General features: G+C 42.2%; 10 protein-coding genes. 4 read left to right on the top strand and 6 right to left on the bottom strand.

Annotated features, from left to right (window positions below; all coding sequences use genetic code 11):
* Positions 1 to 96 precede the first annotated feature (96 nt).
* Complete coding sequence (gene brnQ / locus ACXAFV_RS06845; RefSeq protein ID WP_475125325.1) at positions 97 to 1,434, top strand: branched-chain amino acid transport system II carrier protein; 1,338 nt, start codon at positions 97 to 99, stop codon at positions 1,432 to 1,434.
* Between the two features lie 136 nt (positions 1,435 to 1,570).
* Here the strand turns inward: brnQ and ezrA are convergent, their stop codons facing one another.
* Positions 1,571 to 3,265, bottom strand: coding sequence for a septation ring formation regulator EzrA (gene ezrA, locus ACXAFV_RS06840; RefSeq protein ID WP_475125324.1), 1,695 nt, complete (start codon positions 3,263 to 3,265; stop codon positions 1,571 to 1,573).
* Positions 3,266 to 3,481: 216 nt separating this feature from the next.
* Between ezrA and hisJ the strand changes: the two genes are divergently transcribed.
* The gene (gene hisJ / locus ACXAFV_RS06835) at positions 3,482 to 4,279 is read left to right on the top strand and encodes a histidinol-phosphatase HisJ (protein WP_475125323.1); all 798 of its coding nucleotides are present in this window, start codon (positions 3,482 to 3,484) and stop codon (positions 4,277 to 4,279) included.
* Between the two features lie 51 nt (positions 4,280 to 4,330).
* Here the strand turns inward: hisJ and refZ are convergent, their stop codons facing one another.
* Positions 4,331 to 4,984 (bottom strand): forespore capture DNA-binding protein RefZ, encoded by a 654-nt coding sequence (gene refZ / locus ACXAFV_RS06830; protein ID WP_475125321.1) that lies wholly within the window; start codon positions 4,982 to 4,984, stop codon positions 4,331 to 4,333.
* A 244-nt stretch (positions 4,985 to 5,228) separates the two neighbouring features.
* Here refZ and ACXAFV_RS06825 point away from each other — a divergent pair, with 244 nt between their 5' ends.
* Entirely contained in the window at positions 5,229 to 5,714 is a 486-nt protein-coding gene (locus ACXAFV_RS06825; RefSeq protein ID WP_475125320.1) for a GAF domain-containing protein, read from the top strand.
* A gap of 54 nt (positions 5,715 to 5,768) precedes the next feature.
* Here the strand turns inward: ACXAFV_RS06825 and megL are convergent, their stop codons facing one another.
* The 3 genes from megL to ACXAFV_RS06810 form a co-directional block, all read right to left on the bottom strand.
* Positions 5,769 to 6,971, bottom strand: coding sequence for a methionine gamma-lyase (megL, locus tag ACXAFV_RS06820; protein ID WP_475125318.1), 1,203 nt, complete (start codon positions 6,969 to 6,971; stop codon positions 5,769 to 5,771).
* 197 nt (positions 6,972 to 7,168) lie between these two features.
* On the bottom strand, positions 7,169 to 9,007 hold the full coding sequence (locus ACXAFV_RS06815; protein ID WP_475125316.1) for a sensor domain-containing diguanylate cyclase: 1,839 nt from the start codon (positions 9,005 to 9,007) through the stop codon (positions 7,169 to 7,171).
* Between the two features lie 38 nt (positions 9,008 to 9,045).
* Positions 9,046 to 9,642 (bottom strand): hypothetical protein, encoded by a 597-nt coding sequence (locus ACXAFV_RS06810; protein ID WP_475125314.1) that lies wholly within the window; start codon positions 9,640 to 9,642, stop codon positions 9,046 to 9,048.
* A 523-nt stretch (positions 9,643 to 10,165) separates the two neighbouring features.
* On the opposite strand from ACXAFV_RS06810, the gene rpsD reads away from it, so the two are divergent.
* Complete coding sequence (rpsD, locus tag ACXAFV_RS06805) at positions 10,166 to 10,768, top strand: 30S ribosomal protein S4 (RefSeq protein ID WP_475125313.1); 603 nt, start codon at positions 10,166 to 10,168, stop codon at positions 10,766 to 10,768.
* Between the two features lie 471 nt (positions 10,769 to 11,239).
* On the opposite strand, the gene tyrS is transcribed toward rpsD, so the two are convergent.
* Positions 11,240 to 12,502: a tyrosine--tRNA ligase gene (tyrS, locus tag ACXAFV_RS06800; RefSeq protein ID WP_475125311.1), complete on the bottom strand. Its 1,263-nt coding sequence runs from the start codon at positions 12,500 to 12,502 to the stop codon at positions 11,240 to 11,242.
* Between the last annotated feature and the right edge of the window lie 13 nt (positions 12,503 to 12,515).

Here is a 12,515-nt window from a genome sequence, read left to right as displayed (position 1 = left end):
CTAAATTGTAAGATTATTTAGTTTTTCGACATTCTTCTACACGTATATGGTAAGATAGTTTTGCTCATGATAACGTTTACAAACGGAGGGGTATATATGAACGAGAAAGCGCTGTCATTTAGCGGTGTTTTAACTGTGGGGCTTATGCTCTTCGCTCTTTTCCTAGGAGCTGGAAATATGATTTTCCCGCCATTCCTTGGTCAGCAGGCAGGCGATCAAGTATGGACAGGTATTATCGGGTTTTTAATCACAGGAGTGGGGCTTCCATTGATGGGGGTAATCGCCATCGCCAAATCCGGCGGAGATCTTCAAACTCTGGCAAACCGTGTCCATCCTATATATGGGTTAGTTTTCACCATTATTATGTATCTTGCGATCGGCCCTTTCTTCGGAATTCCAAGAACAGGTACAGTTGCATATGAAATTGGCATCATTCCTTTCTTATCTGAAGATGCAGCAAAATACGGGATTTCCCTGCTTATCTATTCGATCATCTTTTTTGCAATTACAGCTTGGCTTGCGATGAATCCTTCCAAGCTTGTTGACAGAATCGGAAAGATTTTGACACCGTCTCTGCTCATCATTCTAACAATATTAGTGGTGAAAAGCATTGTAACTCCAATGGGCAGTTTCGGAGAACCGAATCCTGCCTACCAGGATGGTGCGCTCTTTAAAGGATTCATCGAAGGCTATTTGACGATGGATACCATTGCAGCGCTAGTCTTTGGGATTGTCGTCATCAATGCAATAAAGGACCGCGGCATTACAAGTAGGACAACCTTGACAAGGATCACGATCATCGCGGGCTTCATCGCTGCATCGGGATTGGCCCTTGTGTATCTGTCCCTTAGCTATATCGGAGCCACGAGTACAGAATCGATCGGGGTTCAGGCTAATGGGGGCGCGATTCTTTCTGCAGCCGCAAACTACTTGTTTGGTTCTTTAGGCGCTGTGATTCTCGGGCTTGCCATTACATTCGCCTGCATCACTACATCTGTTGGATTGGTATCGGCTTGTGCACAATACTTCACGAAGATTTTACCCGTATCTTATCCAAAGCTTGTCATTATTTTGTCTGCGTTCAGCATGCTGATTGCCAACATCGGATTGACTCAGCTGATTGCCGTTTCACTGCCGGTACTGATCATGATTTATCCATTGGCGATCGTATTGATCCTGCTTTCATTCATGCATAATTGGTTCAATGGCTACTCAATGGTTTATGTTGGTGCTTTGATACCGACAGGACTGATCAGTTTGATTGATGGCCTTAAGACAGCTGGAATGGATGTAAGTGGAGTGAGCAGCGCCTTGAGCTTCCTTCCTTTTTATGCTGAAGGAATAGGCTGGCTCGTCCCAGCATTAGCGGGAGCTGTCATCGGATACGTCATAGCTGTTCTGGCTGGTGCATCAAAACGTATTATCGAAGCTTGATTCCATTGAAAAAGACCGTTGAAGAAGATTACACTTCTTCAACGGTCTTTTTGATTTTTATATCATCAAGATCAATCAGAGTTTTCCCAGTAACAAACAAAAGCCAGTACACCAAAAGGCATACTGACTTACATGATTAATGTTCTTCGAGGTTAATCATCTTTTCTATTTTCTTCAGAGCACCCGGCTCTACTTTTTCAATCGTGGTGGCTGCTTCTTCAAGAGCTTTGCGGTAGTCATATTGCCTGAAGGCTTCTTCTGCCGCCTGAAGCCCTTCCCGTACAGAATGATAGCGGCTTCTGTAGCGGTTTCCGTACTGAATGATCTTCTCTGAAAGCAGGACATTCTCGATCAGCTCTTGTGTCTTGTTAAAGAAATGATCAACTGTATCGGCCGCTTCCAGCAGCGTTTCCTGGATGAATTTCATATTTAACGGTTTTTCTGTCAGGCTTGCGTTCACTTGTTCGATCTTTCGGTGAACTTCATTCAGAAGGTCATCATAATCAGCAGGCAGACCCGGCACATTGCTTTTAGCGATCATCCTGCTAGCTTCTGCCGTCTTTTTCTTGAGCTCTGCAATTTTTTCACGCGTCGTTAATTCATCTTTTCTTAAATTCTGCAGGAATATGGCAAATTCCGTCTGTTCCCCATTAAGTACCTCGAGTGCGTTTCTGATTTCCTTCAGTTCTTCACTCAGCGCTGAGTAAGCAGTCTGATTGCTTTCAACTTTATTGATAACCAATTCATGACGCTTTGATAATTGAATGATTTTCTTATGAAGCTCCTGCGGTGCCTTAAGATCGGTTTCATGCAAATGGTATCCTTGCTGCACCAGATTCACTTCATACTGAATATCATCATTCTCTTCTTTTGCTTTTATCAATCCTTCGGTCGTCTCGTCCTTGTATTGAAGAACAAAATGTCTGGCATGTACTTCTTTTTCCAATAAATCATAAAGCATTTCAACTTTACTCTTGATTTCCTGCAATCCCTGCTCCACTTCTTCGACTTCTAAAGACTGAAGACGATCAGTGAACCCTGCAAGCGTTTCGTTTAATGCCTTCACTTCTTTTTCTACTTCTACATGATCGAGTATGTAGCCTTGCTCTGTCATTTCGGCATAACCGGCTTCCAGTTCAGATAACTGTGAAGGAAGAATATTCTCGCAGTCTGCGGTCAGCTTAGGAATGCTCTCCATCTTATAGGCGATCGATTTCATTTCCTGACCCAGGTTCAATACGATTTCACGTGCATCCAGATAGTTACCCTGATCTGTCAGTTCGTTAAATTGTTCGATCTCTTTTGCGAGCGTGTCCAGTACAACTTCTATTTTCTTAGCCGCCTGACCATATGTATGACGATATGCAAGCAGCTGCTTCTTGCTGCCACGATATTCTTCTTGTAAAAGTTCGATCTCTTCCCTGTTCTTTTCTTCACTGCCGACCAATTCGTTCAGCTCTTGAAGGATCTTGTCGATCTTGGATTCAGTGTCGGTAAGAACCCCATCGATTTTAGACAGTGTCTCTTTTGTTTTCCTAAAACGGAACTTATCTGTGTAATCTTCTGCATCGAATAGCAATTCTTCAATATCAGGAAGCTGCACAGCCACGATTTCGTCCCATCCCTGTCTCCAGCCTTCGAAAAGCTGTTCAGTCTGACCAGTCATATTGAGCTGTTTGACTTTAGACAGTTCCTCAGGAATCGGCCGGTTCATAATATCTACCTTCCACGCTTCGTACCGGTCAATTTCCGTATAATATTTTTTTCTGGATAAGACTCCTATAAGGAATAAAATCAAGATTAGTATGATTCCAGCGATGACATATTGCATCTTAAGCCCCCTGTTCAACTATTCAGTAGACATCTATATGAATTTGAAAGTTTCATTAATAAATACTCATTGTTATAATGATACCATGAGAACGACATTTTTTGACTAAAAAATTCTATTTTTTCAACTGTAAAAAGTTAAATTTTAGTGTTTTCTCTAAAAATAGTGAAATATTCATACAAGAAGTTGATGAATTTGGATGAAGGAGGTGTTTTTATGATGAAAAAGGTCGACGGACATATTCATACTCCTTTTTGCCCTCATGGAAGTTCTGATTCCTTCCGTCAATATATAGAAAGAGCCATCTCCCTTCAATATACTCACCTCACCTTTACCGAGCATGCCCCCCTTCCTGCCGGCTTTAAAGATACAACGCCAGATCAGGACAGCGCGATGGCTGAAGAAGATGTTCCATCATACTTCGATACTATAGAGGAACTGAAAGAGAAATACAGACATCAGATTATAATCCGCTCCGGGTTGGAAGTCGATTATATTGAAGGATTTGAAAAAGAAACGGCCGATTTATTGAATAGATGGGGTTCCCGATTGGATGACAGCATCCTTTCAGTCCATTTCTTACATTATAAAAATAAGTGGGACTGCCTTGATTTCAGTCCTGAGGTTTTTCACAGCATGATCGATCGGTATGGTTCAGTAGACGCTGTCTATGCTCATTATTACAGAACAGTGAAGAAATCCATCGATGCCGATCTCGGTGCTTTCAAACCGAAACGCATCGGACATATCACGCTCGTCAAAAAATTTCAAAAGCTTTATCCTGCCTCAAAGCCATTCACTGAAGAAGTCCATCAAATTCTTGAGTCCGTGGCACTGCGAGGATTCGAACTCGATTATAACGGGGCAGGAGTCATCAAACCTCACTGCGGGGAGTCATACCCTCCGAAGGAAATCATCGAGCGCGCTCGTTCGCTCGGCATCAAGACCGTATATGGATCCGATGCCCATACTGCAAGCGGCATCGATCAGGGAAGACATGCCATGAAGCTGTAAGACAGCAAAAAGAGATTGCCCTTTGTTTGGACAATCTCTTTTTTTCGTTATTCAAATGATGAGTTCCTTCTTGAAATCCGTTGAATCTTCCTGAGACAGCAGCAGGTTGATCCATTGATCGATATTCTGATAATACTGATCGACAAAATAATATTCCTGTGGAAACATCTGCCATACTTCCCTCAAGTGCTGGCTGTTTAAAAATGGCATCGTCAGCATCGATTTCAATTGAATGACGAGGAAGCTGATCGGTTGTTTTTTAAAGGACCTGTCAACCATCCCCTGCTCGAATAGACATTTCATATAAAACCTTTCTTTCATGAGATAGGAAGAAATGATTTCCCTTACGATTTGCGAGTCGATGGATACCTCCCGCCAGATGAAGCGGGATAATTGATGATGTTCACTTTGGAATTTAAGTATTTTGAATACTGCACGCTTCAGGCATAAATCTGCACGGATGTATTTGAGTGCATCTACTTCTTCTTGCAGGAAATGCAGGTATTGTTCGAAGAAATGTGTAAAGCACGCCTCTAGCAGCCCCTGTTTACCTTTGAAATAGTATGATATGGTCGCTGGATTCACTTTCGCCTTGCCGGCGATATCCCTCACGGAGGTCCCGTCATAACCTTGGTCGTAAAACAATGAAACGGCTGCTTGAAAAATGGCTTCCTTTGGCGAAGTAGAGGTTTGTCCCTTTTTCATATTCTCCCTCTTTTCTCTTCTTTTAAGTTTTCCCAAAAATGTAATGTACCGGTTAAAAATCGAATCTATTGAAGCTTCATTGAAAGTATGCTAAAAATGTTCTAATAGAGTATTCACATAGTGTTTAACAATGATTTCGCTTTTACCTGAAGAATTCCTTTAAGTATTTCTCGACAGTTTTTCCTGTCTAGAGGCGATACTGCAAGGAATTCACACTGATTTTGTAGAATTGGGGGAAATGATGATGTTTCAAGCAGAAAAATATCAAGGAACAAAAAAAGATAATTACGGACTTGTAACGAAGCAGCTTAGTGCACTGCTTGAAGGTGAGCCGAATAAAATCGCTAACTTAAGCAATGCCACTGCGCTATTAAATCAATTTTTGGATCGAATCAATTGGGTCGGATTTTATTTATACGAAGAAGAAACCGATCAGCTTGTATTGGGGCCATTCCAGGGTCTTCCTGCATGTGTCCGCATCCCATTGGGACGAGGCGTTTGCGGTACTTCCGCCAGTGAAAGAAAAACACTTGTCGTTGAAGACGTCCACAGCTTCCCAGGCCATATCGCATGTGACGCTGCCTCCCAATCCGAAATCGTCATCCCACTTGTTAAAGACGGAAAGCTTCTGGGGGTACTTGACATCGACAGCCCTGAAAAAGCCCGTTTTGATGAAGAAGATCAGAAATATTTAGAAGCATTTACCGAGGAGCTGCTGAAACACCTATAATACAAAAAAAAGCGTGCAGAATTTAAATCCTGCACGCTTCTTTTTTATTTTACTTTACATCACATCACTTGGAAACTTCACTTTATTCAATGCCTGTTCAAGATCATCCCAAATATCTTCTGACGATTCAAGACCGACAGAAAGCCTGAGAAGTGTATCAGTGATACCCATCTTCTGTCTCGCTTCTTCTGGAACGACTGCATGTGTCATCGTAGCGGGGTGCTGAATCAATGTCTCTGCGTCCCCCAGACTGACGGCGATCTTAATCATATGCAAATCATCCATGAACCTTTGGGCATCTTCCTTCGATCCTTTAATGGTAAAAGAAATCATGCCGCCGGGCTTTTTCATCTGCTTCTTCATGATTTCATGCTGGGGATGATCCGATCTCCCGGGATAAATGACCTGTTCCACAGCAGGATGTGTTGCTAATAGACCTGCAATCTTGTCGGCACTTTCACAGTGACGATCCAGACGCACAGCCAGGGTCTTTAATCCTCTTAATAATAACCAGGCATCAAATGGAGAAATAATTCCGCCGATATCCTTTTGTGTCGTCATTCTGATTTCAGCCATCTTCTCTTGTGAACCGACCACAATTCCTGCAATGACATCACCGTGTCCGCCGATGTATTTCGTCGCACTATGGATCACAATGTCACAGCCGAGTTCCAGAGGCCTTTGCAAGTAAGGAGAACAGAAGGTATTGTCTACAACCACAGGGATCCTCTTTTCGTGGGCTATCCTGGCAACCATCTCTAAATCTATCAATTGCATTGTCGGATTGATCGGTGTTTCAACATAAATGCATGTTGTATTGTCTTTGATTTTTGCCCTGATTTCTTCTTCTGTGTCCATTGCAGAAAAATCATGCTGAATCGCAAACTTCTCGTTCATTAATTCGAGCAGGCCGAACGTACAGCCGTATACTCCTTGAGAACAAAGGATATGATCTCCTGCTTTGGTCAATGAAAAAAGGACCGCTGAAACGGCAGCCATCCCGGAACCGAAAGCAAGGGCCGCCTCTCCCCCTTCAAGAGATGCCATTCTTTCTTCTAAAATGCCTACCGTCGGATTGCCGAGCCTAGAATAGATATATCCTTCTTCTTCACCTGAAAAGCGATTTTCTCCCTGCTTCGCATTGGCAAAAGTATAGGTTGAAGTTTGATATAAAGGGGGTGCTAAACTATCAAAATGCTGAGAAGATTTATACCCCTCATGAATCACACGTGTTTCAAAATGTTTCTCATCTTTCATCAAGTATTCCTCCCACTATGTTCCCTCTAAGTTCTGTTATTCTTCTATTCTAGAATATGATAATCCCACTAAAAAAGAAAGCGTTTACATTAAAGTGTTAAAGGATTCATCTCAAAAATAGGTGTCAGAGGAACTACTTCTTTAAAATTGACACACAAAAAAACGGCAGCTCTAAAAGCCGCCGGATTCCTATGGGATTATTTTATTAGAAGACGTGTATCCAGATCTTCCACCACTTGATTCTTCCCATGATTTTTTGCAATATATAGAGCTTCATCCGCTTTCTTAACTAATTCCTTTACTGATTCAGGGCCGGCGCTGTCAGATTTCCCCCATGATGAAAGCCCGCAAGAGAGCGTTACCCTTGGCTGTGTTTTACAGGCGATCTCTTCCACAATGGCTTCAGCAATGATGAGTGCATCCTTTCGTTCAAAACGGGGCAGATAAACAGCCATTTCTTCTCCACCCCAGCGCGCGGCTAACCCATCCTCGGCTACATGAACCTTAAGGAGGCTGGCTACCTGGATCAGGACTTCATCCCCTATTTGATGGCCATAATTATCATTCACCGCTTTAAAGTCATCGATGTCGATCAGCAGCAGCGTGCCGAGTTCATCTTCTTTCATCGCCGTTTCCATTTTTTCATCAAGATAATGCCGGGCATACAATTTCGTCATATGATCGGTGATGACCAGATGCTCGAGCTCTTCTCTAAGTGTCGCATTCGTGATCGCAAGGGCTGAATGATGAATAAACGACTGCAGGAGCTTGTACATATCAAACGAAAACATATACGCCTCTATATGTAGGACGACACAGAAACCAATCAGTGTTTCATTTTGGGTCATTGGCACAGCCATAAGAGATAAATAATCAGGTGCAGCAATCCGGTCACTGACGTCTCCGAGAAAGATTGAATCCCGCTCCTTTTTGATCCGTTCTTTTACATAGGAAATGTATTTCTGTCCTTCATCTGTAAAAAACACGGAAGAGCTCTGCTCCAGAATCACTGGTTCATTCTTTTCATTTAATACGAATCCGATTGCGCTGGGATGAAATGACCGCTGTATCTGTTTCTTCAAAAATAATAGGGTATCGGATAATCGGGACTCCAAATTCAGCTGATGGGAGGTTTCATTGATGAGCTGTAAATCACTGATCAGCCTTTTCGACTGTTCATACAGTTTGGCATTCTCCAGCGCACTTCCTGCTGTATAAGCAAGTAATTTGATAAACTCGATTTTTTGTTCAGTAAACAGCATATGAGACGCTGTTCCCACTTCCAAAACGCCATAAATCCCCTGTTTCCCTCTCAATGGGGCATAAAGCATGGTTTCTTCATCCAGCTCAATATTCCCATTTACAAAAGCCTGCATGGCAAAAGGATTAGCCTTATCAAAATCAAAGCATTTAATCGGAAGAGAGCCGAAGTCATATCGGTCATTCGATAGAAGGATTTGGAACGTATCCTGCGGAAAAACCTCGCACAGCGTCTCGATAATCTGCACCAATAACGTCTGTACATCCCTGTTGGAATGAAAAACTTCCGTTACCTTAAACAATTCCCGGTAACGCCTTTCTTCTTCATACACATTCTGTACCTTGGATGCATGTTTCAGGAACTGATCGTTCGCTTTCCAGAAAGAAGAAAGCCATTCCGGTTCAGCTGTTTCCATTGCATCCTGTCCTTGGATTAACAACACGTACGTCTCTTCGGCATCCGTTTGAAACCGGAAGCCTGAATGGAAAACAGAATCACTGCAGTTCATGACAAAATATGAAGCGCCTTCAAAACATCTCCCTATGCAGCCCTCACTCAGTACCAGAGGAACCTCCCCCTCTTCGGTGCTTTGAAGCAGGCAGAATCCCTCCTTTCTGTTTTTATATAGGAAAGCTGTTTCAATCCCCAGGCATTCCTTTAACAACTCGAGCCAGTTATCAACATATTTTGATTGCAGCCCGTCAGACATATCATCATGAATCAAATCGAATAATTTAGATTTATAAGCATGTAATTTATCAGTTAGAATGGTCATTTCCTCACCCGTACCTTAAAAGGTTTGTGAATCTAAGATTAATGAGATTTCGCAAGGACCAGTTCGTCCTCATATACGATGAGCCATAAAGAGTCATCAGCGGACAGCGGATGTATTTCCAATGGCTTTGTTTCTTTTAACAGTTGTAATTCAATTTTTTGTTGATTAATCGCCACACTGGCTTTATGATTGCTTTTCTCATAACGAAATGATTGACGAGTTGAATGACCATTTTCAGGCTGCTCTGTTCTAGTCAGCACTTCTAAACCATTTGAAAAAAGGACCCATTCATCTTTCTTGATTTTTACCCATAGGCCATCCCCGTCACCATGGATTTTCATTTCCTCGATATGTTCCTTCATTGCTGCGCTGTGAAGCACGTTAAAATGGAACTTATCTTCTTTTTCTATTTCATATAATACAAGAACCGGCTGATCACCGGACATTTTAGCAACTGCTGCAACGGCGTTTTGTTCACCATCCTGTTTCTTGAGGACCTGCGCGGAAACAAATGGTTCCTCACTATATTCCACCTCCCGGGAGGATGCAGAATATACAAAACCGATTGCCACGACAAGCAAACATGAAGCAATCAGTATAAATCGTATGTATTTTTCACGCTTTGTTTCTTTCAAAAGCATTCACCTGACTAACTTATTTACCACTCTTTATTATAACATACGAAGAACCGTATGACTGAAAATTTTTGCAATATTTAGGTAGAGAATTGGTAATTGCAGTTCAGCACTATGTAAATATTCCCAATTGTTCTAACCGCCAATTTTTATTTGCAATGTATGATCATGGACATTAGACTGATGACAAGCAACACTATATTAGACGGAAGAAGGTAATGATAAGTTTTAAATTCCTAATAAAGAAAAAGTATTTTTCTATACTGGATCATCTAGTCTTACTATACGAATCTAAAATACTTCCTTGACTTATATTCTTCTACGTCATATAATGTTCTTTGTGTAAAATAATGCAGCTTCAGTGAAGTCCTTTATGTCCGTATTTTGTTCCTCTGTACTGAGGTGTATCTTGTAACCCTCTGCTGCTAGGGCGAAGGTACATGAAAACAAAATACACATAATTGTTAATTCACAGGTGTTTTTATTTTACAACAAAATAAAAACAATAAAGGAGGAGTCTCTCATGGCTCGTTATACTGGTCCAAGTTGGAAATTATCTCGTCGTCTTGGAATCTCTCTAAGCGGTACGGGTAAAGAATTAGAAAAGCGTCCTTACGCTCCAGGTCCTCATGGTCCTAACCAACGCAAAAAAATCTCTGAATACGGTTTACAACTTCAAGAGAAGCAAAAACTTCGTCACATGTACGGAGTAACTGAACGTCAATTCCGTAACCTATTTGACCAAGCTGGCAAATTACAAGGTAAACACGGTGAAAACTTCATGGCTTTACTTGAGTCTCGTCTTGATAACGTTGTTTATCGTTTAGGTTTAGCGCGTACTCGCCGTCAAGCTCGTCAGCTTGTTAACCACGGTCACGTAACGGTTAATGGATCTCGCGTAGATATCCCATCTTTCCGCGTACAACCTGGACAAACAATCTCAGTTCGTGAAAAGTCACGCAACTTTGACATCATCAAAGAAGCTCTTGAAGTGAACAGCTTTGTTCCTGAGTTCTTAACTTTCGATGCTGACAAACTTGAAGGTACTTTCACTCGCGTTCCTGAGCGTTCTGAATTACCAGCTGAAATTAACGAAGCTCTTATCGTTGAGTTCTACTCTCGTTAATCTTTGTGAAGAAGAAACTCTGTCCTATTGGGCAGGGTTTTTTTGTTATTTTGGCAAGAGGATCCGCATCTTTCAGGAATTTCGGTTTTGGGATAGGGGTTAAGATCAACTTAAAAATCAAAATTCGACAAGTTGGATAAGGTTAGGATCCAGGCAATAAAGAAAATCCGACAAGTTGCTCAATTATGAAATAAGTGGCGCAATAATTTTAAAAGTGGCTTAATTATCTTGAAAGAGGCTTAATTATCTTGAAAGAGGCGCAATTATTCAGAATCCGGCGCAATAAATATGAATATAGTTATATTCTCCCATTCCGGACCCATTTCTCCTGTGTTAACTCTCCCTTTCAAATAAAATCAAGCTTCCCTCAATCAAAATCATCTAAAATCTGCCTGCCTCCATCCGAATTCATACAAAAAACAGCGCAATCTCCAAACTCGAGATTACGCTGTCCTCCCAACCAAACATTTCTTACACGTACTGAATCTTAAAGTACTTCTTCTTCCCTCGGCGGATGATCGTGAACTGTCCTTCGATCATATCCTTCTCATCGATCACATGCTGTAGATCTGTCACACGTTCTCCGTTGATGTAGATGGCGCCGTTTCCTACGTCTTCACGCGCCTGGCGTTTCGAAGGTGAAATTTTCGCACTCACGATCAAATCAACAAGACCGATCGCGTCTCCTTTAGGCTGTTCGAATGACGGCACATCCTTGAAACCTTCCAGGATTTCAGATGCAGATAATGACTTGATGTCTCCGCTGAATAGTGCTGCGGTAATACGGATTGCCTGTTCCAACGCTTCTTCACCGTGGATCATTTTTGTCATTTCCTCGGCAAGTGCTTTTTGTGCTTTACGTAAATGCGGTTCCGTCTCTACCGACTGAGTAAGTGCCTCGATCTCTTCATGAGACAGGAATGTAAAGTATTTCAGGTATTTCACGACATCCGCATCAGCTGTGTTGATCCAGAACTGGTAGAACTCGTATGGAGACGTTTTTTCCGGATCAAGCCAGATCGCTCCGCTCTCCGTTTTACCAAATTTCGTACCATCTGCTTTCGTTACAAGCGGAATCGTAAAGCCGAATGCTTTTGTTTCTTCTTCATGAGTTCTGCGGATCAGCTCAAGACCGGTAGTGATATTCCCCCATTGGTCGCTTCCGCCGATCTGAAGCTTACAATTGTAGTTGTCGTATAAGTGATTAAAATCAAGCGCCTGAAGAATCGTGTATGTGAACTCAGTGAATGAGATCCCCGATTCCAGGCGGGATGAGATTGTATCTTTTGCCAGCATGTAGTTGACACCGACATGCTTACCGAAGTCTCTCAGGAATGTCACGACATCCATCGCGCCGATCCAGTCGTAGTTATTCACCATGACCGCTCCGTTTTCCCCTTCGAAATCGAAAATGCTTTCCAGCTGATTTTTGATACTTGCTGCATTGTGCCGGATTGCATCGATTGTCTGAAGTTTACGCTCTTCGTTTTTACCGCTTGGATCACCGATCAAACCAGTCGCCCCTCCGACTAAAACCAGCGGACGGTGCCCTTCATTCTGAAAGCGGCGAAGAGTTAAAAATGGCAGTAAGTGACCGATGTGCATACTGTCTGCCGTCGGATCGATTCCGCAGTAAATGGAAATGCTTTCTTTATCTAAAAGGTTCATCAACCCTTCAGCGTCTGTTTGCTGGTACGTAATTCCACGCCACTCTAAATCCTTCAATAATTCCATGTCCAATCTTCCT

The organism is Rossellomorea sp. ABR4_012, from assembly GCF_056159545.1.
The sequence above is the reverse complement of the archived record's forward strand: the minus strand, read 5'-3'. Positions and strand labels throughout refer to the sequence as shown.